Raw genomic sequence first — 24,479 nt, 5'->3', positions numbered from 1 at the left:
TAGATTAGTTATTCACAAAATCTTTTATTTCTTTCTCTAATTCTATAAAGGTAAAGGATTTTTCATAAAAAGAACGCTTATTTTCACTAATTATTATAGTTGCGGGTATGGCTCCAGACCAATTTTCATCAACTTTGGGAATCCATCGGTTTTGTTTTGGGTCATCTAAAAGGATTACATTGCTTATAAGATTTTTCTTATTTATAAACGGAATCAAAATTTCGTTTACTTTATTTGGAAAGTCCAGGCTCACTAAAATTACTTCAACCCCCTCTTTTTTGTACTGTTTGTATGCCTTTTCAAAATTTGGCAATTCTTCTACGCAGGGTTTGCACCATGTGGCCCAAAAGTTTACCACATATATTTTATCTTCTTGTGGCTTTAAAAGTTTTTCAAGGCTGTTAAAATTGTATACCGGAATGGTTTTGGCATTGGTTTCGATTATTTTTAGGGGTTTTACCTTTTCAATAGAGGCCAGGGCAAACGCTGGTTCATTTTTTTGCTCCTTACATCCCGTCAATGCCAGCACACAAAGCAAAATTACAATCCGTTTCATCTTTAATATTTTTAGTTAGCGCTTTTTAAATGTATAAATACCAGTTTAAGTTTTATGAGGTTTAACATTTTTTTATAAGTTAAAAATTTGGTGCTGATCGAAAAATAATCATACATTTGTACATACAAATATTGTAAATACAATGAAAATTGAAGACATCATACAATCTAAAGCAATGCCATTGGGCAGAAAAACTGCCTTGAATTTGATGTATACTTCAAATTTATTGCAGGATAAAACCGCAGAAATCCTTAAACCGTTCGATTTATCGCCCGAACAGTTTAACGTATTGCGCATTTTAAGGGGCCAAAAAGGCAACCCGGCCAATTTGTGCACCATACAGGAACGCATGATCTGCAAAATGAGCAACACCACGCGCCTGGTAGACAAACTCCTTGCCAAAGGTTTGGTGGAGCGTTCTGTTTGCCAAGAGAACCGGCGTAAAGTAGAAATCAATATTACCGAAAAAGGATTGTCTATATTGGCCGAAATCGACGAACCTATTGATGAACATAACAGCAACATTATAAAAAACCTTACCAAAGAAGAAATAGAGGCTTTTAACGAAACGCTGGAAAAAATAAGGGATTAAAAAATTTTAACTAAATACTTGTATATACAACTAAAGTAAACACAATAGTCATGAGCAATTACAACAAAAATTTAAACTGGCGCTACGCCACAAAAAAATTTGATGCAACCAAAAAAGTATCCGAAGACGATTTAAATATTTTAAAGGAAGCCATACAACTTTCGGCATCATCATACGGGTTACAGCCATACAAGGTTTTAATAATTTCTGACCCAGAAGTAAGAGAAAAACTAAAACCAGCTGCGTGGAACCAAACCCAAATTACAGATGCTTCGCATTTAATAGTCTTTGCCAATATCAATGATTTTGGTGAAAACCATATAAATGAATACATTAAAAATGTGAGCGACACAAGGGGGCTTCAACCAGAAAACCTTCAAGCGTATGCCGACATGATGAAAAATTCGGTTAACTCTTTATCAGAAGATGCCAAAAATGCCTGGACCGCCAAACAAACATATATCGCACTGGGCAATTTACTCTCTGCGGCCGCCGACCTAAAAATAGATACCTGCCCAATGGAAGGGTTCGAACCTGATAAATTTACCGAAATATTGGGGCTTAAAGAACTTAATTTAACCCCAACCGTTATTGCACCTATTGGTTACCGCTCTGAAGAAGATGAAACACAGCATTACAAAAAGGTGAGAAAACCAGAAGAAGAACTCTTTATTGCATTATAAAAAACGCTAAAACAACTATAAAACATGAAAAAGAAAATTTTAAAATCGGCTGTAATTTTGGCCGTAACGCTAGGAACCAGTGCTTTTAACGATATTGACACCAAAAAGGTAGATATTGAAAAAAGTGAAGTTACATGGAAAGGCTATAAAGTAACCGGCTCGCACGAAGGAACCGTTGCCCTAAAAAGTGGCGAACTTGAATTTAATGGCGAAACCTTGACCGGCGGAAATTTTGCGGTGGATATGACTACCATTGGCTCTACCGATTTAAGTGGTGATTACAAAGGGAAATTGGACGGCCATTTAAAATCGGACGACTTTTTTGGGGTTGAAAAATTCCCGACCGCCACTTTAAAAATAACCAATGCCAAAGCCAATGGGAAAAACTCATACGAAGTAACCGGAGATTTAACCATTAAAGGAAAGACAAACCCGGTAACTTTTACCATGTCTGTTTATGAAAATAAAGCGAATGCCACAGTTAAAATCGACCGGGCTAAATACGATGTCCGTTATGGCTCAGGCAGTTTCTTTGATAACTTGGGCGATAAGACCATTTACGATGAATTTGACTTAGTAGTCGACTTGGCTTTTTAATCATATATAATACACCCCCAAACCAGTTAAGCAACGGGAAGGAAAAGAGGCAGCTGTCTAAAAAGCCCTATGTAAACTTGTTTTGTCAGTCTGAGCTTGTCGAAGACTTGTTGGCATTCACCGAATTATGCTTCGACAGGCTCAGCATGACATCAGGATATACAGCTTTTTAGACTGCCTCTTTTTTATGTTTAAATAATTCGAATTTCTCACGACTTTACCACAATTCGTTGTAAATCCATTTTTTTGTTTGATAAATAAAATTTGATTTCTATATTTGATGCAACAAATGAGAACAATACAAAAAAATACTTGGTGGTGGTACAACTTACGTCAAAAGTCGTGAGGTAACATTGCTGTAGTATATTTTAAAAATATAGAAGGCTTGTCAATCACGACAAGCCTTTTTTTATGCCAAAAATCAAAAAATTACAACACGTTAAAAACAACAGCCATGACAAAAGATAAAAATCTCAGGCAAGCAAACTCCTCTTCTCCTTTGGAGAGGGGGCCGGGGGGAGAGGCCTATCATTTAAAAACCAATTACAAACAAATACTTGCCGATACCATTACACCGGTAAGTCTCTACCTAAAAATTAGAGACCGGTATCCAAACAGTATTTTGCTGGAAAGTAGCGATTATCATGCCAACGACAACAGTTTTTCCTATATCTGTTTCAATCCCATTGCTTCAATTAAAATAGCCAATGAAACCATTGAAGAAGAATTTCCGGATGGCGCTCAAGTTTCAACAAAAATAACCTCCAATACCAACGTTCCTAAACACATTGAAAATTTTGCTGCACGTTTTAAAACCGATAAAAACGGCTTCAAATTCATCAATAACGGCCTTTTTGGTTACATAGCTTACGATGCGGTGCGTTATTTTGAAGATATTGAAATTACCAACAAGGAAAGCTCTTTGCAGATACCCGATATTTATTACGCCATTTATCAAAACATTATCGCTATCAATCATTTTAAAAATGAAGCGTACATATTTTGTCATTGTTATGATTGCGATAACAATATTGAAGACATACACCAATTATTGCAGTCTAAAAACTTTGCTTCCTACAACTTTTCAAAAGTAGGGGATCCGGTATCAAAATTAAAAGACAACGATTACAAGGAACTGGTAGAAAAAGCAAAAAAACATTGTCATCGTGGCGATGTTTTTCAATTGGTGTTAAGTCGGCGTTTTGCGCAAAAATTCAAAGGCGATGAGTTTAATGTTTACCGGGCGCTCCGTTCTATCAACCCTTCACCGTATTTATTTTATTTTGACTATGGAAACTTCAAAATTTTTGGCAGCTCGCCCGAAGCGCAATTAATTGTAAAAGATAACAAAGCCGAAATCCATCCCATTGCCGGAACTTTTAAACGTACCGGAAACGATGAAAAAGATGCCGAACTGGCCAAGCAACTCTCGGTTGACGAAAAAGAGAACAGCGAACACGTAATGTTGGTAGATTTGGCCCGAAACGACCTCAGCAGGAATGGAAATACCGTAGAAGTGGAAACCTATCGCGAAGTGCAATTCTTCTCGCATGTTATCCATTTGGTATCCAAAGTAACCGGACAAAAAAAGAAGGAAATCCCGACCATGCAAGTTGTTGCCGATACTTTTCCTGCCGGAACATTAAGCGGTGCACCAAAACACATGGCCATGCAGCTTATCGATAAATACGAAGTCACCAATCGCGATTATTACGGGGGCGCCATTGGTTTTATGGATTTTGAAGGCAATTTTAACCACGCTATTATGATTCGTACTTTTTTAAGCAAGAATCACGAATTGTATTACCAAGCCGGAGCCGGATTAGTATCAGAATCTAACCCAGAAAGTGAATTGCAGGAAACATACAATAAATTAGGAGCGTTAAACAAAGCCATGGAAATGGCAGAAGATATATAAAAGCCTCTTCAAAGAAAAGGATAAAATCAAACATGAATTAATCAACATGAATATCAAAAAAAATACAACTCAACATAAATCCCCTTCCCTTTCGGGGAAGGATGGGATGGAGCCAGTTTTAGTTATAGATAATTACGATAGTTTCACCTATAATTTAGTGCATTATTTAGAAGATTTAGGTTGCGATGTTACCGTAAAAAGAAACAATCAATTAACACTGGAAGAAGTAGTGCCTTTTCAAAAAATTGTGCTTTCTCCCGGCCCCGGTATTCCCGATGAGGCCGGACTTTTAAAAGAAATCATAAAAAAATATGCCCCCACTAAAAGCATTTTTGGCGTATGCTTGGGGCAACAGGCCATTGGCGAGGTATTTGGTGGGAAACTTATTAATATTGACGAAGTATATCACGGGGTAGCCACCAAAATAAAAATTGTTGAAGACGACCCCATTTACAAAGATTTGCCAAAGGAAATCGAAGTGGGCAGGTATCATAGTTGGGTTGTAGACCCTAAACTTCCCGAGGTTTTAAAAGCTACTTCTTATGATGCAAACGGACAAGTAATGTCGCTACGCCATATCGAATTTGATGTTTGCGGCGTGCAATACCATCCCGAATCGGTTTTAACCCCCGAAGGCAAAAAGATTTTGGAGAACTGGTTGAGCAAATAGCTTGAAGCGGAGTTGGAAGACTGAAGTTGTATTTATGAAAAACGAAAGTTAAAAATGGAAACAAAATTTAAATTTGAAAAATTAATTGTTTGGCAACAAGCAATGGATTTAGGAGAAGAAATCAATATTGCTTCTGATACTTTTCCTTCCAAAGAGACGTACAATTTATCTTCACAAATAAGAAGGGCTGTAGACTCTATTGCCTTAAACATTGCCGAAGGTTCTATTAGGCAATCCTATGCAGAGTATAAAAGATTTTTGGGATACGCAATCCGGTCTTTAGCAGAAGTAATTACATGTTTGCATAAATCTTATAAAAGAAAATACATAGAACACTCTCAATTTAAAACGCTATACAATCATTGTTTTGATCTCATGAACATGCTGGTCGCCTTAAAAAAGAAAATTGTTTAATAAAAAACTTCGGGCTACGGTCTTCCGTCTCCCAACTTATTTATATGAAAGAAATACTCAACAGACTTATAAACCACGAAACCATTTCTAAAGAAGAGGCTAAAAACGTATTGGTAAATATTTCCAATGGTTCGTACAATACCAGTCAGATTGCGGCTTTTTTAACCGTTTATATGATGCGCAGCATCACCATTGAAGAACTGGAAGGTTTCCGTGATGCCTTGTTAGAACTTTGTATCCCCGTAAAATTAGAAGGTTACAATACCATCGACTTATGCGGAACGGGCGGCGACGGAAAAGACACTTTTAACATATCAACTTTGGCATCTTTTGTAACGGCGGGCGCCGGAATCCAGGTAACCAAGCATGGGAATTATGGTGTGTCCTCCAAATGTGGCTCTAGCAACGTGATGGAATATTTGGGGATTCAATTTTCAAATGATTACGATTTCTTGAAAAGATCCATCGACGAAGCGGGAATATGTATTTTACATGCGCCCCTCTTCCACCCTGCCATGAAAAATGTAGCTCCCATCCGTAAGGAATTGGCGGTAAAAACCTTTTTCAATATGTTGGGGCCCATGGTAAACCCCGCGTTTCCAAAAAACCAAATGGTGGGGGTATTTAATTTAGAATTGGCTCGAATGTATGGTTATCTCTATCAAAACACCGATAAAAACTATACCATCTTACATGCATTGGATGGTTACGATGAAATTTCGCTTACCGGTCCCGCAAAAGCCATTAGGAACAATACCGAGCAAATGCTTAGCGGCGAAGATTTTGGGGCAAGGGAACATACCGAAGCAGCTATTTCGGGTGGGGGCACCATTGAAGCTTCTGCAAAAATATTCATGGATGTATTAAGCGGAAAAGGAACCGAGGCTCAAAACAATGTTGTATGCGCCAATGCAGGTATGGCCATTGCAACGGTAAAAGAATTAAGCCCCAAAGAAGGTTTTGAGCTTGCCAAAGAATCGTTGCTATCCGGTAAGGGATTGGAAGCGTTTAAAAAATTAAAAGGGATTGGGGATAAGTGATTAGGGAAATAGTTAATTGTTAATTGATAACTGTTATTTGTGAATTGAACAACCTTTACTCATTCACTTTTTAACTCTTTAACTTTAAAACCTTACAAACTTTAAACTTTACAAACTAAAAAAAATGAACATTCTAGATAAAATAGTGGCCGATAAACGTAAGGAAGTTGCCCTTAAAAAAAGTATTGTTCCGGTTTCACAACTGGAAAACAGTGTGCTTTTTAACCGCAACAGCATTTCGTTGTCCAATAAATTAAAAGTAAGTCAAACGGGAATTATTGCCGAACATAAACGGCGCTCGCCCTCCAAATCGGTTATCAACCAATCGCTTAATGTGCAAGATGTTGCCATTGGTTACGAGAATGCAGGCGTTTGTGGAATGTCGGTGCTTACCGATGGAAAATATTTTGGCGGTTCGTTAGACGATCTGTTACTTGCAAGGGCTTCTGTTGACATGCCTTTATTGCGTAAAGAATTTATTATTGACACCTATCAAATTATAGAAGCCAAAGCCCATGGTGCCGATGTTATTCTTTTAATTGCCGCCATTTTAGAGCGGGAGGAAATTAAAATTTTATCAGAAACTGCCAAAAGCATAGGTTTGGATGTGCTACTTGAAGTGCATAATGAAGAAGAGCTCAACAAATCACTTATGCCAAGTTTGGACATGCTGGGCGTAAACAACAGAAACTTAAAAACTTTTGAGGTGGGTTTGGATATTAGTAAGTCGTTATCGGGAAAAATCCCCAACGATTTTGTAAAAGTATCCGAAAGTGGCATCAGCAATATCGAAGCTATTAAAGAATTACAACAATTTGGTTACAAGGGCTTTTTAATAGGCGAAAACTTTATGAAGACCGATAACCCTGGGGAAAGCGCACGTGATTTTATAAAAAGCCTCTCGCCTAACCCCTCTCCAAAGGAAAGGGGAATTATTTAATTTTCCCTATTAATAAATGAAAGAAATGATTTTAATATGAAAAACGAGGAAAAAGGATTGAGAGGGAGATTAAAAATCTGCGGAATGAAATACCAAGATAATATTAAAGCTGTTGCAGCATTGCAACCGGATTATCTCGGCTTTATTTTTTATGAAAAATCGACTCGTTTTAACAATGGTATTGTTCCAGAACTACCAAAAAGCATTCAAAAAATAGGTGTTTTTGTAGATGCCACTATTAAATTTATTGCCGAGAAAGTACAAAAGCATCAATTAAATGGTGTGCAATTACATGGAAGTGAATCGGTTGATTATTGTAAAGAACTTAAAGAACAGCTTCCGAAGTATCTCATTATTAAAGTGTTTTCTATTAAAGACGAATTCGATTTTTCAATTTTAGATCCGTATGAAAACATTGTCGATTTCTATTTATTCGACACCAAAGGAAAACTCCCCGGCGGAAACGGCTATGCATTTAACTGGGAAATATTGAAAGATTATCCATCTAAAAAACCATTCTTTTTAAGTGGTGGCATTGGCCCGGAACATATTGAAAAAATTAAAAATATAGATCCTAAACTTCCCATTCATGCTATTGACGTAAACAGTAAATTTGAATTGGAACCCGGATTGAAAAACATTGAATTATTAAATGAATTTGTTATGGAATATAGAGGGATAAGGGGTAAGCGTTAATTGATAATTGTTAATTGATAACTGTTATTTGTGAATTGAACAACCTTTCCTCATTCACTCTTTAACTCTTTAACTTTAAAACCGTACAAACTTTCAACTTTATAAACTAAAATGAACACATACAACGTAAACAAAAAAGGATATTATGGCGACTTTGGGGGTGCTTACATCCCAGAGATGCTGTACCCCAACGTAGAAGAATTGCGGCAACAATATCTTGCCATTATGGGTGAAGATTCTTTTAAAGAAGAATTCAACCAACTTTTAAAAGATTATGTCGGGAGGCCTTCGCCTTTGTATTTTGCCAAGCGGTTATCGCAAAAGCACGGGGCAAAAATATATTTAAAGAGAGAGGACCTCAACCATACGGGAGCGCATAAAATAAACAACACTATTGGTCAGATTTTATTGGCAAAACGTTTGGGAAAAAAACGTATTATTGCCGAAACGGGCGCTGGGCAACATGGCGTGGCAACGGCCACTGTTTGCGCACTAATGGGAATTGACTGCGTGGTGTACATGGGCGAGATAGACATTAAGCGGCAAGCGCCCAACGTGGCACGGATGAAAATGCTCGGCGCCGAGGTCCGCCCGGCACTTTCTGGCAGTAAAACCCTGAAAGATGCTACCAATGAAGCCATTCGCGATTGGATCAACAATCCGGTGGACACACATTACATTATTGGTTCTGCCATTGGTCCGCACCCGTATCCTGATATGGTTACCCGTTTTCAAAGTATTATTTCCGAAGAAATAAAATGGCAGCTAAAAGAAAAAGAAGGCCGGGAAAACCCCGATTATGTAATTGCCTGCATTGGTGGCGGAAGCAATGCCGCCGGTACCTATTACCATTTTCTGGATGAAGCCACTGTTGGCATTATTGCCGTGGAAGCTGCCGGAAAAGGTATTCATTCGGGCGAAAGTGCCGCCACCTCGCAATTGGGAAAAGAAGGTATTATTCATGGTTGCAAGACCCTTTTGATGCAAACCAACGACGGGCAGATTACCGAACCTTATTCTATTTCTGCCGGATTGGATTATCCTGGCGTTGGTCCCATGCATTCGCATTTGTATCAATCGGGGCGCGGGGAGTTTTTCTCGGTTACAGACAACGATGCCATGAAGGCGGGATTGGAGCTGTGCAAAACCGAAGGCATTATACCCGCCATTGAAAGTTCGCATGCGTTGGCAATATTCAATCATAAAAAATTTAAAGAAGATGATGTTGTTGTAATTAGTTTGTCTGGTCGCGGCGACAAAGATTTGAATACCTACATTGATTATTTCGATTTGTAAAACCTGAATATGAAACAAATGAACAGAATCCATAAAAAATTACAGGAAGACAAAAAGCTGTTATCTATATATTTTACTGCCGGATATCCAAATCTGGACGATACCGTGCCCATTATTGAAAAGTTACAGGACAGTGGCGCAGACATGCTGGAAATAGGCCTACCCTTTTCCGACCCATTGGCCGATGGCCCCACCATTCAGGCCAGTTCTACCCAAGCCCTTAAAAACGGGATGACTTCTGTTAAACTTTTTGAACAGCTTAAAAACATCAGGCAAACCGTTTCCATTCCGCTTATCATTATGGGCTATTTCAACCCGATTATGCAGTATGGTGTAGAGGCTTTTTGTAAAAAATGTGCCGAAATAGGGATCGATGGCCTTATTGTTCCCGACCTTCCCGTAGATGTGTACCATGAAGAGTATCAACAAATATTCGAAAAGCATGGGCTCATCAATATATTTTTAATTACGCCGCAAACTTCTAATGAGCGTATCCGGTTTATAGATTCGGTTTCCAACGGATTTATTTACATGGTGAGCTCGGCAAGTGTTACCGGGGCCAAAAATACTTTCGGGAATGCACAAACCGAGTATTTTAAAAGAATAGACGGCATGCAATTAAAAGCACCGCAAATTGTTGGCTTTGGTATTAGCAACAACCACACGTTTAATGCCGCAACGCATTATGCCAAAGGCGCCATTATTGGCTCTGCATTTATTAAAATGATTACCGAAAAGGGAATTGAAGGCATACCAGCGTTTGTTTCGTCCATTAAAAATACTTAAAATCAAGGTTTCACTATATATAAAATCCGATGGTTTTAACTATCGGATTTTTTTTATGCCGCTATCACCTTGAATTGTATGGTGCGGGCTTTGCATCATCTATTTTTCAATTAATTGTTTTCATTAAGTATGTCTTATCGTAATAACTTAACTTAAACTATGTTACTTGACCATTCAAAAATTCAACTTCAGTAAAAAGATTTTATTCATATAAATAAAGAAACAGCATATAACCATGTAGGGGACTATACCCAAGTGCGTAGATGCCGTACTTAAGTACGTAGGGATAATACTTTACAACGCAGGAACCGTACTTAGGTGCGTAGGGATAGAACCTATCTATCATGGCGTCTTACTTAGATAGGTAGTTTCTATACTTAGCACGGTAGGAACTGTACTTAACACCGTAGGGAACGTACTTGTAACCGTAGGGACAATACTTAACTGTTATGCATTATACTTTAATAACAAGACTCTATTAGTATTAATAAAGTAATAAAACCTTGTGGCAAAGCAATACAACCTATGGGCTAAGCTATTGTTAATGTAGCAATTTTTATGGAAGCCTGTAGGGTTTATATCCCGCTTGTGCCCTACTCCTTCTAGTACGGCGTACGCCTTGCTACAACTATAACGTTATATGTTAAAATTTGATTATTTAAAAATTAAACAAACGTTTAAATTAAACAATTGTTTAATTTTGCATCGGTTTTTAAAAACTAGGAAAATGGAGTTTAACGAAAAGCAAATACACATATTTGAAGTTACCGAGCGGATGTTTGCAGAAAACAGCTATGACGGCACCTCCATACGGGCCATTGCCAAAGAAGCAGGCATTAACATTGCCATGATTTCGTATTATTTTGGTTCGAAAGAAAAATTGTTGGAACAATTATTAAACTATAAAACAGCTAATTTTACCATTGAACTGGAAAGTGCCTTGTCTTCCAGTGATGATTATCTAAAAAAGGTAGACAATATTATTACCCTTCTTGTAAGGAGGATACATAAAAACAGACGGGTATATAAAATTATCCATTTTGAATATTCCAACGGCAACAGGCAAATAGATTTTGAAAGTTACCTAAAAACAAAAAAGGAAAATTATTCCATTATAGAACGGTTTATCAAAAATGGGCAACTGGCCGGTGTTTTTAGTAAGGATGTGAATATCCCCTTGATTGTCCCTACCGTTTTGGGTACTTATTTCAATTTTTATTACAACAAAAGATCGTATGAAGCAACCTATCAATTAGACCCAAATGTTTCGCTGGACGATTTTGTCCACACCACTTTAACAGATCATATAAAAAGAGCAATTAAAGCATTATTGACCTATGAAATGCCCATTGGCAATTAACAACCAATTAAAAACAGGGCATTACATACGGCTATAAAACAAATAAACAACAACAGATGAAAATTAAAATTATACTCATATGCCTACTTGGCATACTAGGTATTAAGACCATGGAGGCGCAACAAACTACGTTAACGCTGGAAGAAGCCATAAAACTGGCCCTTTTAAACAGCGATGCCTCTAAAATAGCAGATACTAAGGTGAATACTGCCGAATACGAAGTAAAATCGGCCAAAAGCAACCGGTACCCAGATTTAGATATCTCTGGGCAATATCAACATTTAACAAAAGTAAATGCCGACATAAAACTAGACACAGGCCAAGATGCCGATGCCGGTGGTGCAGCCCCGCCGGACATTAGTTATTTAATGCTCGGGCAGGCAACGGCATCGGTACCGCTATTTACCGGTTTTAAACTCTCTAATTTGGTAAAGGCAAGCCAGAACAGTTTACAGGCGGCAGTCTATAATGCCAAAAGCGAAAAGGAAAAAATAGCCCTTAATACCGTAAGCACCTATGTAAATTTATACAAAGCACATAAAACCGTTGAACTTATTGAAGAAAACCTTAAAAGTGCACAACAGCGGGTCAAGGATTTTACGGCGATGGAGCAAAACGGCCTGTTGGCCAGAAACGATTTATTGAAGGCACAATTGCAGGAATCTAACATTGAAGTAAGTCTGGAAGAAGCTAGGAAAAACGAAAGCATTTTAAACTACAATCTTATTACCATGCTAAAAATGCCTTCGGATACCCAAATATCCATAGGCGATACCAATTTTGAACTGGTTTCAACCGCACAATTGTCGGACAGTATTCAACGTAACGACCTTAAATCGTTGTATTTTCAAGAAGAAGCGGCCAAAAACAATATTAAAATAGCACAAAGCAAATATTACCCAAGTCTTTCGTTAATGGGCGGTTATGTAGCCCTTGACGTTCAAAATGTAATGACCATTACCGATGCCATGAATTTTGGTGTTGGCGTGTCGTACAACCTGGCCGATATTTTTAAGGCAAAAAGCGATGTAAAAGTTGCCAAGAGCAAGGCCCGGGAACTAGAATATACCATTGATATGGTAAGAGATCAAATAGATGTACAGATAGAAGATGCCAATCAAAGCTATAACCTGGCAACTAAAAAATACGAAGTTTACCAGAAAGCAGAAGAGCAGGCCACGGAAAACTACCGGATCGTAAAAGATAAATATGATAACGGCCTGGTAGACACCAACGATTTGCTGGAAGCAGACATCGACCAGCTTCAATCTAAAATAAACCTGGCTTATGCCAAGGCAGATATTACCCTGAAATTTTACGAGCTTCTAGATGCTCAAGGACAAATAAATACAGATATAAAATAAACTACTATCAGCAATAAAATGGAACAGAAGAAAAAAACAAATAAGAAATTTGCCATTATAATTGGTGCTTTAATCGTTATCGGGATTATTTATGGAGCATACAAGTTTGTGCATTCATTATCTCACGAAGAAACAGACGATGCACAAATAGAAGCCAACATGAACCCAATTATACCCCATGTAGGCGGTTATATTGAAAAAGTAATGGTAACCGATAACGACAGGGTAAAAAAAGGCGATACCCTTTTTATTATAAACGATCAGGATTACCAGGTAAAACTGGAGCAGGCAAAAGCCGCATTGGCCGCCGCCGAAAGTCAACTGGTAGTTGCGCAAGCCAGTGTTGGCTCCTACAAGGCCAATGTGCAAACCTCAACAGCGCAGGTAAGCTCGGCAAAAGGGAATATAGAAACTGCGGAAATTAAATTATGGAGAGCAGAAAACGATTTTAAACGTTACGAAAACCTATATAAAAATCATTCCATTACCGCACAACAATACGAAGAAGCACTGGCCGCCAAACAAGCCGCAGAAAAAGAGCTGGAAGTACTTAAAAGCCAACAAAAAGCAAGTGCCAGCCAGCGTAACGCTGCTGTTTCCCAAACAGAAATATCGCAAAAGCAAATTGCTGTTGCAGAAGCCAACGTAAAAAGTGCTCAAGCACAACTGGATGCAGCAAAACTAGATATAGGTTATACCATTGTTACCGCCCCGATAGACGGTCAGCTTTCCAATGTAGATTTACAAGTGGGGCAATTTGTACAGCCCGGACAATCGTTGTTTTATTTAGTAAACACAACCGATAAATGGATTGTTGCCAATTTTAAAGAAACACAGCTTGAAAAAATGGCTATCGGCCAAAAAGTGACCATCGAGGTAGATGCCTATCCCGGCGAAGATTTTGAAGGTACCATAACCGCTTTTTCGCCCGCAACCGGAGCCAAGTTTTCTTTACTTCCGCCAGACAATGCTTCTGGAAACTTTGTAAAAACCATTCAGCGTTTACCGGTAAAAATAGACTTTACCAAGGATAACGATGCCGAAAAACTGGCAAAACTTCGTTCGGGAATGAACGTAATTGTAGATGTACATTTAAAATAAGATATGGCCGAAGCACAAGTTAAAGTTCAAGATGAAAATAGTTTGGTGGAATATGGTTTCACCAGGGTCATTATAACCATTACGGCTATTCTTTGTGCCCTTTTAGAAATTATTGACACTACTATTGTCAACGTTGCGCTAAATGACATGAGAGGAAGCTTGGGAGCCTCCCTTACCGATATTGCATGGGTAATTACCGCTTATGCCATTGCCAATGTAATTATTATCCCGATGACCAGCTGGTTGTCTAAACAATTTGGACGGCGTAATTATTTTGCGGCTTCCATTATGATATTTACCATTGCTTCTTTTCTATGCGGTAATGCCACCAATTTATGGGAGTTGGTTGCTTTTCGTTTTATACAAGGAATGGGAGGCGGTGCCTTGTTGGTTACCGCACAGACCATTATTACGGAAACCTACCCCGTTGAAAAAAGGGGAATGGCACAGGCTATTTATGGTATGGGCGTTATTGTAGGCCCAACACTGGGGCCGCCATTGGGAGGATATCTGGTAGATAATTTCTCGTGGCCCTATATATTTTATATCAACGTGCCCATTGGTATAATTGCCACTTTTTTAACTATTCTCTATATTAAAAGTCCTAAATACGGTGAAAAGTTGAAGGCCTATCAAGTAGATTGGTGGGGCATATTTTTTCTGGCATCGTTTATTGGCTCGTTACAATTTGTGTTGGAACACGGCCAACAAGACGACTGGTTTGCCAATCCTACCATCTTGATATTAAGCATTGTCTCTATATTTGGTTTGTTATTGTTTATTTGGAGGGAATTGGTCTATGAGCATCCAATTGTAAACCTCCGGGTACTTAAAGATTACAATCTGAAAATAGGGACTATTTTAACCTTCATCCTTGGCTTTGGACTGTATGGTTCCACGTTTATAATCCCGATATATACACAATCTATTTTAGGATGGACAGCAACCGATGCCGGGTTATTACTGGTCCCTAGCTCCATAACCACAGCTTTAATGATGCCTATTATTGGGAAATTATTGGAGCGGGGAGTTCCGCAAAAATATTTGGCTGCCATTGGTTTTGTAGTGTTCTTTGTTTATAGCTATTGGATGTTTAACCTCATGACCCCCGACACAGGTTCTGAGCATATGTTCTGGCCATTGGTAGCCCGTGGTTTTGGCTTGGGGCTATTATTTGTGCCCATAACCACGCTCTCGCTTTCTACCTTAAGGGGAAAGGACATTGGCGATGGCGCTGCATTTACGGGTATGATGCGCCAATTGGGAGGATCTTTCGGGATTGCCATTATAACCACTTTTGTGGCGCGTTTTACACAACAGCACCGTGTGGACCTTATCCCGAACCTGTCTAAAGTAGATTTTGAGGTACAAGAGCGTCTTCATGCCTATCAACAAATGTTTATGTCCAAAGGTTTCAGTGTTAACGAATCGCTCCAAAAAGCCTATCAATTAATGGAAGGGTCCATTACCTTACAAAGCACTGTATTATCCTACATGGACATATTTTTATACTTGGGTATTTTGTTTTTAATATGTGTGCCATTTGTATTGATGATTAAAAAGGGAAGCAGTATGGTAAATGCCTCAGCAGCTCATTAAAATAGTAACTGTTAAATAGTTAACAAGATTTTACAATAGCTTTAATAAGGTTTTCATGTTTAGTTTTGTACCTTGAATATAACTTAAAAAAGCAAAAGTTATGAGCAAGATTAAAGATAAGAAATGGAAACGCAAACACGAGCAGAACAACCCGACCAATCCAACGGGTAACAGAAATATCGACACCAATAAGTTTGATATTGATGAAGAAACGATTAAAGATCAGCAGAATAAAAAGTAAAATCCCCCTATAGAAAAATGTTAAGCAAAAAGTTTACTTAAAATGCTTGGCATACTGAAGCACCCTAAAATCGATTGTATTGAAATTGGGGTGCTTCTTTTTTAACGCCTTGTAGGCAGGAATTGCCCCTACCGCCCTATTTGCAGCCCCGGACGGCGACGTTAACGAAACCGCTTTTACCATACGGTTTGCTATATAAAATTGATAAATACGTGGAACGTTCAACGAAATTGCCTCTAATTTAATTTGATGTTCTTTTAATTGCTTTCTGAAGAGGTATTCGGGTCCGTTTTTGCTATTCCCGCCCATGAACAGCAATGTGTCGATAAAAGGAAATTCTTTTAAGTACCAAAGAATGTTACGGGTCTGGACATTCTTCATTCCAAGATCTGAAGCATCTACTTTTTCCCTTTCCGCGGAAGCGACAATATCGCATATGCCAATGCCATAATCGTCCAAAAATTGTTTCCGTTGAGCAATGGCTCCTGGCGTTGGCTCAAAGAGTAAATTCAGTTTAAAAATCCTGTTCAATATTATCCATAGGTAACCATCGCGGCTTCCGTAACAAAAATCAACATCGCCTTCCTTAAATTCCTTATTGCAAAAACGCGGTGGCGGCAAGGTACCAACAATTAATTTTGTGGCTGTTTTAGGGATGTATGGGGCGTATGGATGCTGGTGTTTAAACATATATTTGACTTCTGTTGACAAAATAACTAACTTTAAGGAATAACAAAAATGAATTTGAATTATGGGAAAAGGAGATAAAAAAACAAAAAGAGGTAAAATTTCACGCGGTTCTTACGGTGTAAGACGGCGTAGGAAAATAAAAAAACGCACTCCCGTTGAAGAAAAGGTAAGTGTGGACACGAAGAAATAAAAAAAACGCGGAGCTACGTATGTATAAAGGCTCCGCGTTTTTTTAGATTTATCTAACAAACACTAATTCATTTTCCTTTTTGGTATGTTCTTCGCTAAAACCATAGCTGTCGTAATTAAAGCCTTTTAAATCTTCAATGGTTTCTGCATTGGTATCGATAATATAGCGCACCATGGACCCGCGGGCCTTTTTGGCAAAAAAGCTAATTACCTTTAGCTTTCCGTTTTTCCAATCTTTAAAAATGGGGGTAATTACCGGGACTTTTAGCTTTTTTTCGTCTACTGCACCAAAATATTCATTGCTTGCCAAATTGATAAAAAGTTCGTCTTCCGTCAATTGGTCATTTAGTTTAGCGGTAACCTTTTTCTTCCAAAAATCGTAAAGGTTCTTGTTTCTTCCAACCGTAAGCTTGGTGCCCATTTCCAATCGGTAAGGCTGGATTAAGTCCAAAGGCTTCAACACCCCGTAGAGTCCACTTAAAATACGCAACTTTTCTTGCAAAGGCTTCATTTTTTCCTGCGGAATTGTATAAGCATCCAACCCCGTATACACATCTCCATTAAAGGCAAAAACAGCCGGACGGGCATTTTCAACGGTAAAAGGAGTTTTAAATTCTTGATTGCGTTGCCAGTTTAGTTCTGCCAAATTATCAGAAATACCCATTAAAGACGATAGCTTCTTTGGATTTTTCTTTTTAAGGGCTCCATTCAGTTTTTCAGCTTCCTTTAAAAAATCTGGTTGCGTATATTCTTTTGTTGGCAATTCACTTTCAAAATCCAATGACTTTGCCGGGGAAACTACTATTTTCATTTATATTGATTTTGAACAACAAATGTAACATCTTACATTGGTTTTTTGTATAAAAAAGATTCATTGTTTTCTATAAAAGAATTGGTTTTAATTATTATAATGAATATATACAATACAATGTGTTAAAACGCTTTTCCGCAAAAATTATATACTATTTTTTTACTTTGAAAACAGTAGTTAGAAAATATAAATTTTTATGTGTGGAATATAATTTATATATTTAGAATGCAAAAAAACACGTAACACAAAAAAATATGCCTCCATACACAAAAGATGAGCTTACAAGCAACCTAGCAAATTTTCATTTATTAATTATTTTTTGCGAAGCCTACGGAAAAGAATATGCTCCAACCGATCAACGGTTACATATAGAATGTTTGCACCGAACGTATAATACGGTCAAGGAATTAATGGCAAATATAAACAACTACAATGCGATGCTCAATGTTGCTATCTTTGAAAAACAGCAGGCCTTTAACGGTCTTGAAGATGTGTGCAATAAAATTATTGACTATTTAATTATATATACCGAGAACAATGAAGCCGTAAAATATGTAAAAAGTTATTACGACGATATTGTTCAGATAAGAAATGAGCAAAAGGTAAATGCATACATTAAAGACTCGTATTCAAACCAAGAGCCGTACATTAATTTAATAGCGCATTTTGGAAACATGATTAACGAGCTGGCAGAATCCAACGAATATTCGCCATACCATACCGATATAAAATTGGAGGCCTTAAAAAAGAAATTTAGAATTATGGTAAAGCGCAGTTTGCGCCATAAAGAAATCATGGACGAGTATTCGGACTCGCTTGTTGAAAGGGACAACTATTTTTACAACAAAACCGAAGGGATTATTGAATTGGCCAACAATATTAAAGAATACGTAAAAACCTCTTTTGGCGAAAACAGCCACGAGTTCAAGCAAATAAACGGATTGGAATTTAGGCATACCGTTCCATCTGAAAAGCAGAGACTATAACTCCTGGTGCTTTGCATAATTTCGCCATTTTTCCAGGCATGCTACCATGTCTTCGGGCAAGGGTGCTTCAAAACGCATAAATTTGCCTGTTTCGGGGTGCTCAAAGCCTAAAGTTTTGGCGTGTAACGCCTGCCTTGGCAGTACTTTAAAACAATTCTCCACGAATTGTTTGTATTTAGAAAAGGTGGTCCCTTTTAAAATTTTATGGCCTCCATAGCGCTCGTCATTAAATAAAGTGTGCCCTATGTATTTCATGTGCACCCTTATTTGGTGCGTTCTTCCGGTCTCTAACCTACACGACAGCAAAGTAACGTACCCAAAACGTTCCAAGACTTTATAGTGAGTTACAGCATCTTTTCCATGGTCGCCATCGGGAAAAACAGCCATTTGCAACCTATTTTTTGGATGCCTGCCAATGTTTCCTTCCACAACCCCTTCGTCTTCTGCAAAATTGCCCCAAACCAATGCTTGGTATTCACGTTCGCTGGTTTTATGGAAAAATTGTTTGGACAAGTGGTTCAATGCATGCTCGGTCTTGGCCACCACCAATAGCCCACTGGTATCTTTATCTATACGGTGCACCAGGCCCGGACGCTCGTTACTGTTAAGCGGCAGGTTTTCAAAATGGTATATCAAAGCATTTATAAGCGTTCCCGAATAATTTCCGTGCCCGGGGTGCACGACCATCCCGGCAGGCTTATTTACAACCAACAGGGTATTATCTTCAAAAACAATATCCAAGGGGATATTTTCCGGAGTAAGCAAATATTCATGCGGCGGGTGCTCAAACAAAACTTTAACTTGGTCGTTTGCCTTTACCCGGTGGTTCGATTTTACGGCGGTACCATTTACATATATATTCCCGCCCTTTGCAGCCTGCTGTATTTTATTTCGGGTAGCATTTTCAATAAAGTTCATTAAAAATTTATCTACCCGCAAAGGTTCCTGCCCTTTTCCGGCAGTAAAACTATAATGTTCGTAAAGTTCGTCCTCCTGATTAAAATCGTCTTGTGTATCCTCAGCCATTTTTCAATTTACAATTTATTCCACCGAAACATTGGCCCTGTTCCCGTTGCCGCAAACCAGTTCTACCTCGGTGGTTTTGGGCAATTGGTGCCCCGGAAGTATATTTTTTCCTTCATAGCGCACATAATACACCATGTCTTTACCAATTTCGTTTACATAAGTTACCTTTCCTACGTTAAGGCCAACCGCTTTAAGCATGGATTCGGCATTCCTTTTGGTAACTTGTATTACGTTTGGAACACTTACTTTTCTATAGCCCGAAGGGTTAATGGTTAAATATATTTTTCTTCCTTCCTTGACTTCTTTGTTTGCACTGGGATCCTGCTCGATGACCGAAAAACGCGGATAATCGGGATTGTAGTTTGTAGAGTCCAGTACAACATAATTTAGGTCTGCCTTTTCCATAATCTCTTCAACTTCCCGAAGGGATTTTTTAGAAAGGTCGGGGACCAAGACAAATTCGCCGTGGTTGGTGGTTACCTTTAAGTATTGCATAATTAAAATTACCAATACCACAACGGCCAGTATTGCAAGTGCTATTTGCTTTAAAAAGGTCTTGCTTGTTATAAATTTTATGAAACTCATCTTTCTTTATTATTCAGCAAAGATATAAAAACTCAACACCTAATTTATTTCTATGGCTGTTTTTAGTTCTAAAGTCTTTTTATGCCGATTCTAAATTAATTTATTAATACATTTGATACAACGATAAATTTCCTATTATAATATTAAAAATGAAAAAAAACATTGGTGTTGTTATGGGCGGTTACTCCTCTGAGTACCAAATTTCACTAAAAAGCGGGCAAGTGGTCTGCAACCATCTGGATACTGAAAAATACAATATTTATCCCCTCCATATTTTAAAGGACAAATGGGTTTATATTACTGATGACAAAAAAGAAATTCCAATAAACAAAGGCAATTTCACCGTTACCCAAAATAACAAAACCATTGAATTCGACTGTATTTTTAATGCCATTCACGGCACGCCCGGAGAAGACGGTTATTTGCAAGGATATTTAGAACTGTTGGAGATTCCACATACCTCCTGCCCCATGTACCAAGCTGGACTTACCTTTAACAAAAGAGACTGCTTGGCGGCCTTGAAGCCTTTCGGGATTAAATGCGCCACGTCCTTCTATCTCAATAAAGGACAAGATATTAACGTCCAGGCCATTGTTGAAAAAGTTGGGTTACCTTGTTTTGTAAAAGCCAACAAAGCGGGTTCGAGTTTTGGGGTTTCTAAAGTGAATGAAAAAGAAGCGTTACTTCCAGCAATCGAAAATTCTTTTAAAGAAGACGATGAAATTATTATTGAATCGTTTTTAGACGGTGTTGAAGTTTCTGTTGGCGTTATTACCTACAAAGGCAACGTAACAGTACTGCCCATTACCGAAATAGTATCCGAAAACGATTTTTTTGATTATGAAGCTAAATACCAAGGAAAATCACAAGAAATTACACCGGCAAGAATTAGTGATGAAATGACCCAAAAAGTAATCCATACTGCCAAAAAAGTATATGAAACACTAAAGATGAAAGGTTTTAGCCGGAGCGAATACATTTTTGTGGATGGCGAGCCTTATTTATTAGAGGTCAATACCATTCCCGGAATGACTGCCGAAAGTATTTTGCCACAACAGGCGGCCAAAGCCGGAATATCGTTAAACGATTTATTTGACAACGCTATTGAAGAAGCAATAAAATAGCAAAATCTATTTTGCTATATTTACAATTCCTTAACCCTTTTACAAAAAGAATGTAAAATGCGAAGAGCTATTTTTCCAGGGTCTTTCGACCCTATTACATTGGGACATTACGACATTATAACAAGAGGCATCACACTTTTTGACGAACTGGTTATTGCCATTGGGATTAATGCGGAAAAAAACTATATGTTTACCTTGGAAGAACGCAAGCATTTTATTGAAGAAGCCTTTAAAAATGAGCCAAAAATAAAGGTGATGACATATGAAGGGCTAACGGTAGACTTTTGTAAAAAAATAGACGCACAGTTTATTTTAAGGGGCCTGCGGAACCCGGGCGATTTTGAATTTGAAAAAGCCATCGCCCATACCAACAGGAAATTATCAGAAATAGAAACGGTGTTTTTGTTAACTTCCTCTGGAAAAAGCTATATTTCTTCATCAATTGTAAGAGATGTTATAAGAAATAAAGGCGATTATACCGGTTTGGTACCCGATACCGTAAGGCTGAATAATAAAGAGTAAAACAAAAACTGGCTTAGGAAAAGCCGTATATATTATGACGAACCTACTTATAATCAAGCAATGCCCAACCCCAATGGCTTTGCTAGATAAAGATTTGCACCTAATTGGCGCCTCGGATGCCTGGTATAAATTCACCAAAGCACCGATGGAAAACGCCCCTAAAATACCTTTTACCGACATCTTGCCTAAAGGTACCCGGTCGTTGGTAAATGCCGTTCGCGAGAGTAAGGAAAAAAGCAGGGTTATAGAAGGAGAAGATTACAATTACCAGCCAGAAGGAAAAATACAATGGATCTATTATAAAATTCAACCTTCAGACAATGAATTCATCATATACCTAAACGATATAACTTCAGAAAAAGAAAACCTGAAAACTAAAATTTTTCTTGAAGAAACCAGCAAGGTCGCCCAAATAGGAAATTGGTTTTACGATGTTAAAAACGATCTTTTAGAATGGACGGTTGTTACCAAAAAAATATGCGACGTTTCACAAGATTATGTTCCTACACTCGAAAAATTCCTTCAATTCTTTAAGGAAGGAAAACATGTAGAACAAGCCTTAAAAAACATTAACAGCGCCATTAACAAAGGGAATGATTTTGATCTGGAACTACAAATACTTACGGCCAAAGGAGAAGAAAAATGGGTGCGCTTTCGCGGGCACGTTGAAAAAGCAAAGGACAAAGCAGTTAAAATTTATGGTACTTTACAAAATATAGACCCTCAAAAAACAACCGAACTGCAATTGGCGCTTCAGGAAAAACAAATTAAAAGCTCCAAAAGGGCACTTGCCGAGAACAAACAGGCATTTAAAAGCATTTTTAATTCTACTTTTCAGTTTACAGGATTTTTAAACATAAAAGGAAGGCTTGTAGACATTAATGAGCCCGCACTGAATTTTGGCGGTATTGAAACAGAAGACGTTATTAATAAATATTTTTGGGACACCTATTGGTGGCAGGGCTCCATAAAAGAACAAAAAAAACTTAAAAAGAACTTTAAAAAGGCCATAAGGGGCGAATTTGTAAGGTACGAAGCAAAAATCCTGGATAAAAACAACAACAAGGTGTATGTTGACTTTTCCCTCAAGCCGGTATTGGACCATAAAAAAAGAGTGAGTTTCCTTATTGCAGAAGGCAGGGTAATACAGGAGATGGTCGAAGCCAGAAAAAAGCTTAAGGAAAGTGAAAAACTGCACCGCACGCTCTTGGAGCTTTCTCCAACCGGGCTTGCCCTTAACGATGCCATGTCTGGGGAATTTCTGGACATGAACAATTCTTTTAAACAAAGTACCGGATATTCCAGCAACGAACTCCTTAAAATGACGCATCTGGACGTTATTCCAAAAACCGATAAAAACAAAGAATTAAGGGTTTTAAAAGAAGTCCTCAACCAAGGAAAATACGGTCCGTACGAAGGGCATTACCTTAATAAAAACAAGCAATTGGTGCCTACACTGATAACGCGTGTGCTCATTACTAATTCTACCGGAAGAAAACTTATTTGGTCTGTTATACAAGATATCACCCATATAAAAGAAAAAGAAGAAGAACTTCTGGAAGTTATCAATGTGGCCAGTGAACAAAACAACCGCCTGCTTAACTTCGCACATATTGTATCTCATAACCTGCGGTCGCATGCATCCAATTTTTCCATGTTGATAGAACTGTTGGGCGTTGAAGAAGACGTTTTTAAAAAGGTGGAAATTATTGACATGCTCAATTCTGCTTCGGGAAATATGCTCGAAACCATTTCAAACCTAAACGAGATTATAGCAATCAATACAAACCTGAATATAAAAACCGAAACCGTTAACCTTAAAGCCGAAATAGACGAAGCCTTTACAAATATTAGCGAACTTATTAAAAATTCTTTTGCCGAAGTAGAGAACAATGTTCCCGAAGACATTGACATTAAAGTTGTTAAAGCTTATCTAGAAAGTATTTTATTGAATATCTTTACCAATGCCATTAAGTACAAAGCACCAAACCGGTACCCCGTAATAAAAATAAATGCCGAACAGATAAAAGGTTTTACGGTTTTAAGCGTTGAAGATAATGGCAGGGGAATCGATTTGGAAAAACATGGGCACAAACTCTTTGGAATGTACAAAACTTTTCATGGAAATAGCGACGCCCGCGGTATAGGCCTCTTTATAACCAAAAACCAAATAGATGCCATGAAAGGGAAAATAGAAGCCGAAAGCGAAATTGACAAAGGAACGAAATTTAAAATTTACTTTAATGAAAACTATTAATGCTATATGTTTGATCGATGATGACCCGATAACCATTTTTAGCGTTAAAAAACTTATCGAGGTTACCAAGATAAGCAATTGCATATTAACGTTTAGCAATGGACAAGAAGCATTAAATTATTACCAAAACACGTCTAACGAAGTGTTTCCCGAACTTATTTTACTGGACCTTAACATGCCCATAATCGATGGCTGGGAATTTATAGATGCATTTAGCCAATTGCCCATAAGCAAAAAAGCACTAATCTATATTTTAACCTCGTCGATAAACCCGGAAGACATTCAAAAGGTAAAAATCTACAACAACAAATATCCTTTTTCGGTAAAGCATCTTATAAAGCCAGTAACCAAAGACAAATTAAGTGCTTTGGCCGCCATTGTTCCCAGTGAATAAATCTTTTACCAAAAACAAACTAAGTTTTGTTTTGGCAATAAT

Annotated in this window: 27 protein-coding genes; 22 read left to right on the top strand and 5 right to left on the bottom strand. The window is 37.9% G+C overall.

What is annotated here, in order from left to right; genetic code table 11:
• Positions 1-4: 4 nt before the first annotated feature.
• The gene (locus tag PSF86_RS15190; RefSeq protein WP_277900949.1) at positions 5-556 is read right to left on the bottom strand and encodes a TlpA disulfide reductase family protein; all 552 of its coding nucleotides are present in this window, start codon (positions 554-556) and stop codon (positions 5-7) included.
• Between the two features lie 142 nt (positions 557-698).
• Between PSF86_RS15190 and PSF86_RS15185 the strand changes: the two genes are divergently transcribed.
• The 16 genes from PSF86_RS15185 to PSF86_RS15110 all read left to right on the top strand — a co-directional run bounded on the left by PSF86_RS15185 (position 699) and on the right by PSF86_RS15110 (position 15,853).
• Positions 699-1,148 carry a MarR family winged helix-turn-helix transcriptional regulator gene (locus PSF86_RS15185; protein ID WP_277900948.1) on the top strand — a complete coding sequence of 150 codons (450 nt, stop codon included), beginning with the start codon at positions 699-701 and terminating at the stop codon, positions 1,146-1,148.
• A 50-nt stretch (positions 1,149-1,198) separates the two neighbouring features.
• Positions 1,199-1,831, top strand: a complete 633-nt coding sequence (locus PSF86_RS15180; protein WP_277900947.1) for an NAD(P)H-dependent oxidoreductase — start codon at positions 1,199-1,201, stop codon at positions 1,829-1,831.
• A gap of 24 nt (positions 1,832-1,855) precedes the next feature.
• Complete coding sequence (locus tag PSF86_RS15175; protein WP_277900946.1) at positions 1,856-2,428, top strand: YceI family protein; 573 nt, start codon at positions 1,856-1,858, stop codon at positions 2,426-2,428.
• Between the two features lie 454 nt (positions 2,429-2,882).
• Positions 2,883-4,346 (top strand): anthranilate synthase component I family protein, encoded by a 1,464-nt coding sequence (locus tag PSF86_RS15170; protein WP_277900945.1) that lies wholly within the window; start codon positions 2,883-2,885, stop codon positions 4,344-4,346.
• 106 nt (positions 4,347-4,452) lie between these two features.
• Positions 4,453-5,016 (top strand): anthranilate synthase component II, encoded by a 564-nt coding sequence (locus PSF86_RS15165; RefSeq protein ID WP_277901136.1) that lies wholly within the window; start codon positions 4,453-4,455, stop codon positions 5,014-5,016.
• 54 nt (positions 5,017-5,070) lie between these two features.
• Positions 5,071-5,430, top strand: coding sequence for a four helix bundle protein (locus PSF86_RS15160; RefSeq protein WP_277900944.1), 360 nt, complete (start codon positions 5,071-5,073; stop codon positions 5,428-5,430).
• Positions 5,431-5,474: 44 nt separating this feature from the next.
• On the top strand, positions 5,475-6,470 hold the full coding sequence (gene trpD / locus PSF86_RS15155) for an anthranilate phosphoribosyltransferase (RefSeq protein WP_277900943.1): 996 nt from the start codon (positions 5,475-5,477) through the stop codon (positions 6,468-6,470).
• Positions 6,471-6,594: 124 nt separating this feature from the next.
• Positions 6,595-7,410, top strand: coding sequence for an indole-3-glycerol phosphate synthase TrpC (trpC, locus tag PSF86_RS15150; protein WP_277900942.1), 816 nt, complete (start codon positions 6,595-6,597; stop codon positions 7,408-7,410).
• A gap of 36 nt (positions 7,411-7,446) precedes the next feature.
• Complete coding sequence (locus PSF86_RS15145; RefSeq protein WP_277900941.1) at positions 7,447-8,106, top strand: phosphoribosylanthranilate isomerase; 660 nt, start codon at positions 7,447-7,449, stop codon at positions 8,104-8,106.
• A 111-nt stretch (positions 8,107-8,217) separates the two neighbouring features.
• Entirely contained in the window at positions 8,218-9,402 is a 1,185-nt protein-coding gene (gene trpB / locus PSF86_RS15140; protein WP_277900940.1) for a tryptophan synthase subunit beta, read from the top strand.
• An 18-nt stretch (positions 9,403-9,420) separates the two neighbouring features.
• Positions 9,421-10,188 (top strand): tryptophan synthase subunit alpha, encoded by a 768-nt coding sequence (gene trpA / locus PSF86_RS15135; RefSeq protein ID WP_277900939.1) that lies wholly within the window; start codon positions 9,421-9,423, stop codon positions 10,186-10,188.
• 727 nt (positions 10,189-10,915) lie between these two features.
• Positions 10,916-11,548, top strand: a complete 633-nt coding sequence (locus PSF86_RS15130; protein WP_277900938.1) for a TetR/AcrR family transcriptional regulator — start codon at positions 10,916-10,918, stop codon at positions 11,546-11,548.
• Positions 11,549-11,604: 56 nt separating this feature from the next.
• Positions 11,605-12,912 (top strand): TolC family protein, encoded by a 1,308-nt coding sequence (locus PSF86_RS15125; protein ID WP_277900937.1) that lies wholly within the window; start codon positions 11,605-11,607, stop codon positions 12,910-12,912.
• An 18-nt stretch (positions 12,913-12,930) separates the two neighbouring features.
• Positions 12,931-14,013 carry an HlyD family secretion protein gene (locus PSF86_RS15120; protein ID WP_277900936.1) on the top strand — a complete coding sequence of 361 codons (1,083 nt, stop codon included), beginning with the start codon at positions 12,931-12,933 and terminating at the stop codon, positions 14,011-14,013.
• A 3-nt stretch (positions 14,014-14,016) separates the two neighbouring features.
• The gene (locus PSF86_RS15115) at positions 14,017-15,612 is read left to right on the top strand and encodes a DHA2 family efflux MFS transporter permease subunit (RefSeq protein ID WP_277900935.1); all 1,596 of its coding nucleotides are present in this window, start codon (positions 14,017-14,019) and stop codon (positions 15,610-15,612) included.
• Between the two features lie 100 nt (positions 15,613-15,712).
• Positions 15,713-15,853 carry a hypothetical protein gene (locus tag PSF86_RS15110; protein WP_277900934.1) on the top strand — a complete coding sequence of 47 codons (141 nt, stop codon included), beginning with the start codon at positions 15,713-15,715 and terminating at the stop codon, positions 15,851-15,853.
• Positions 15,854-15,886: 33 nt separating this feature from the next.
• Here the strand turns inward: PSF86_RS15110 and PSF86_RS15105 are convergent, their stop codons facing one another.
• On the bottom strand, positions 15,887-16,543 hold the full coding sequence (locus PSF86_RS15105) for a uracil-DNA glycosylase family protein (protein ID WP_277901135.1): 657 nt from the start codon (positions 16,541-16,543) through the stop codon (positions 15,887-15,889).
• A 61-nt stretch (positions 16,544-16,604) separates the two neighbouring features.
• Here PSF86_RS15105 and PSF86_RS15100 point away from each other — a divergent pair, with 61 nt between their 5' ends.
• Positions 16,605-16,733 carry a 30S ribosomal protein THX gene (locus PSF86_RS15100; protein ID WP_277900933.1) on the top strand — a complete coding sequence of 43 codons (129 nt, stop codon included), beginning with the start codon at positions 16,605-16,607 and terminating at the stop codon, positions 16,731-16,733.
• A 48-nt stretch (positions 16,734-16,781) separates the two neighbouring features.
• Here the strand turns inward: PSF86_RS15100 and yaaA are convergent, their stop codons facing one another.
• Entirely contained in the window at positions 16,782-17,543 is a 762-nt protein-coding gene (gene yaaA / locus PSF86_RS15095; RefSeq protein ID WP_277900932.1) for a peroxide stress protein YaaA, read from the bottom strand.
• A 254-nt stretch (positions 17,544-17,797) separates the two neighbouring features.
• On the opposite strand from yaaA, the gene PSF86_RS15090 reads away from it, so the two are divergent.
• Entirely contained in the window at positions 17,798-18,529 is a 732-nt protein-coding gene (locus PSF86_RS15090; RefSeq protein WP_277900931.1) for a YqaI family protein, read from the top strand.
• Here PSF86_RS15090 and PSF86_RS15085 read toward each other — a convergent pair.
• Together PSF86_RS15085 and PSF86_RS15080 are read right to left on the bottom strand one after the other, a co-directional pair.
• Complete coding sequence (locus PSF86_RS15085) at positions 18,524-19,555, bottom strand: RluA family pseudouridine synthase (protein ID WP_277900930.1); 1,032 nt, start codon at positions 19,553-19,555, stop codon at positions 18,524-18,526. The genes PSF86_RS15090 and PSF86_RS15085 overlap by 6 nt on opposite strands.
• A gap of 15 nt (positions 19,556-19,570) precedes the next feature.
• The gene (locus PSF86_RS15080) at positions 19,571-20,140 is read right to left on the bottom strand and encodes a PASTA domain-containing protein (RefSeq protein ID WP_277900929.1); all 570 of its coding nucleotides are present in this window, start codon (positions 20,138-20,140) and stop codon (positions 19,571-19,573) included.
• Between the two features lie 149 nt (positions 20,141-20,289).
• On the opposite strand from PSF86_RS15080, the gene PSF86_RS15075 reads away from it, so the two are divergent.
• The 4 genes from PSF86_RS15075 to PSF86_RS15060 are packed head-to-tail and all read left to right on the top strand — an operon-like array spanning position 20,290 to position 24,437.
• On the top strand, positions 20,290-21,264 hold the full coding sequence (locus tag PSF86_RS15075; protein ID WP_277900928.1) for a D-alanine--D-alanine ligase: 975 nt from the start codon (positions 20,290-20,292) through the stop codon (positions 21,262-21,264).
• A gap of 57 nt (positions 21,265-21,321) precedes the next feature.
• A complete protein-coding gene (gene coaD, locus PSF86_RS15070; protein ID WP_277900927.1) occupies positions 21,322-21,786 on the top strand; it encodes a pantetheine-phosphate adenylyltransferase in 465 nt (154 codons plus the stop codon).
• Between the two features lie 34 nt (positions 21,787-21,820).
• Complete coding sequence (locus PSF86_RS15065; RefSeq protein WP_277900926.1) at positions 21,821-24,043, top strand: PAS domain-containing sensor histidine kinase; 2,223 nt, start codon at positions 21,821-21,823, stop codon at positions 24,041-24,043.
• Positions 24,030-24,437 carry a response regulator gene (locus PSF86_RS15060; protein ID WP_277900925.1) on the top strand — a complete coding sequence of 136 codons (408 nt, stop codon included), beginning with the start codon at positions 24,030-24,032 and terminating at the stop codon, positions 24,435-24,437. Before PSF86_RS15065 ends, PSF86_RS15060 begins: the two co-directional genes overlap by 14 nt.
• The last annotated feature ends 42 nt before the right edge of the window (positions 24,438-24,479 follow it).

Source organism: Galbibacter pacificus, assembly GCF_029603165.1.
Lineage (GTDB): Bacteria > Bacteroidota > Bacteroidia > Flavobacteriales > Flavobacteriaceae > Galbibacter > Galbibacter pacificus.
Note: the sequence above shows the minus strand (reverse complement) of the source record. Positions and strands in the feature narration are given on the sequence as shown.

What these genes read in the sequence shown, in the direction of transcription:
- PSF86_RS15190 (WP_277900949.1), bottom strand. Translation starts at nt 556, where the DNA reads ATGAAACGGATTGTAATTTTGCTTTGTGTGCTGGCATTGACGGGATGT.
- PSF86_RS15185 (WP_277900948.1), top strand. Translation starts at nt 699, where the DNA reads ATGAAAATTGAAGACATCATACAATCTAAAGCAATGCCATTGGGCAGA.
- PSF86_RS15180 (WP_277900947.1), top strand. Translation starts at nt 1,199, where the DNA reads ATGAGCAATTACAACAAAAATTTAAACTGGCGCTACGCCACAAAAAAA.
- PSF86_RS15175 (WP_277900946.1), top strand. Translation starts at nt 1,856, where the DNA reads ATGAAAAAGAAAATTTTAAAATCGGCTGTAATTTTGGCCGTAACGCTA.
- PSF86_RS15170 (WP_277900945.1), top strand. Translation starts at nt 2,883, where the DNA reads ATGACAAAAGATAAAAATCTCAGGCAAGCAAACTCCTCTTCTCCTTTG.
- PSF86_RS15165 (WP_277901136.1), top strand. Translation starts at nt 4,453, where the DNA reads ATGGAGCCAGTTTTAGTTATAGATAATTACGATAGTTTCACCTATAAT.
- PSF86_RS15160 (WP_277900944.1), top strand. Translation starts at nt 5,071, where the DNA reads ATGGAAACAAAATTTAAATTTGAAAAATTAATTGTTTGGCAACAAGCA.
- trpD (WP_277900943.1), top strand. Translation starts at nt 5,475, where the DNA reads ATGAAAGAAATACTCAACAGACTTATAAACCACGAAACCATTTCTAAA.
- trpC (WP_277900942.1), top strand. Translation starts at nt 6,595, where the DNA reads ATGAACATTCTAGATAAAATAGTGGCCGATAAACGTAAGGAAGTTGCC.
- PSF86_RS15145 (WP_277900941.1), top strand. Translation starts at nt 7,447, where the DNA reads ATGAAAAACGAGGAAAAAGGATTGAGAGGGAGATTAAAAATCTGCGGA.
- trpB (WP_277900940.1), top strand. Translation starts at nt 8,218, where the DNA reads ATGAACACATACAACGTAAACAAAAAAGGATATTATGGCGACTTTGGG.
- trpA (WP_277900939.1), top strand. Translation starts at nt 9,421, where the DNA reads ATGAACAGAATCCATAAAAAATTACAGGAAGACAAAAAGCTGTTATCT.
- PSF86_RS15130 (WP_277900938.1), top strand. Translation starts at nt 10,916, where the DNA reads ATGGAGTTTAACGAAAAGCAAATACACATATTTGAAGTTACCGAGCGG.
- PSF86_RS15125 (WP_277900937.1), top strand. Translation starts at nt 11,605, where the DNA reads ATGAAAATTAAAATTATACTCATATGCCTACTTGGCATACTAGGTATT.
- PSF86_RS15120 (WP_277900936.1), top strand. Translation starts at nt 12,931, where the DNA reads ATGGAACAGAAGAAAAAAACAAATAAGAAATTTGCCATTATAATTGGT.
- PSF86_RS15115 (WP_277900935.1), top strand. Translation starts at nt 14,017, where the DNA reads ATGGCCGAAGCACAAGTTAAAGTTCAAGATGAAAATAGTTTGGTGGAA.
- PSF86_RS15110 (WP_277900934.1), top strand. Translation starts at nt 15,713, where the DNA reads ATGAGCAAGATTAAAGATAAGAAATGGAAACGCAAACACGAGCAGAAC.
- PSF86_RS15105 (WP_277901135.1), bottom strand. Translation starts at nt 16,543, where the DNA reads ATGTTTAAACACCAGCATCCATACGCCCCATACATCCCTAAAACAGCC.
- PSF86_RS15100 (WP_277900933.1), top strand. Translation starts at nt 16,605, where the DNA reads ATGGGAAAAGGAGATAAAAAAACAAAAAGAGGTAAAATTTCACGCGGT.
- yaaA (WP_277900932.1), bottom strand. Translation starts at nt 17,543, where the DNA reads ATGAAAATAGTAGTTTCCCCGGCAAAGTCATTGGATTTTGAAAGTGAA.
- PSF86_RS15090 (WP_277900931.1), top strand. Translation starts at nt 17,798, where the DNA reads ATGCCTCCATACACAAAAGATGAGCTTACAAGCAACCTAGCAAATTTT.
- PSF86_RS15085 (WP_277900930.1), bottom strand. Translation starts at nt 19,555, where the DNA reads ATGGCTGAGGATACACAAGACGATTTTAATCAGGAGGACGAACTTTAC.
- PSF86_RS15080 (WP_277900929.1), bottom strand. Translation starts at nt 20,140, where the DNA reads ATGAGTTTCATAAAATTTATAACAAGCAAGACCTTTTTAAAGCAAATA.
- PSF86_RS15075 (WP_277900928.1), top strand. Translation starts at nt 20,290, where the DNA reads ATGAAAAAAAACATTGGTGTTGTTATGGGCGGTTACTCCTCTGAGTAC.
- coaD (WP_277900927.1), top strand. Translation starts at nt 21,322, where the DNA reads ATGCGAAGAGCTATTTTTCCAGGGTCTTTCGACCCTATTACATTGGGA.
- PSF86_RS15065 (WP_277900926.1), top strand. Translation starts at nt 21,821, where the DNA reads ATGACGAACCTACTTATAATCAAGCAATGCCCAACCCCAATGGCTTTG.
- PSF86_RS15060 (WP_277900925.1), top strand. Translation starts at nt 24,030, where the DNA reads ATGAAAACTATTAATGCTATATGTTTGATCGATGATGACCCGATAACC.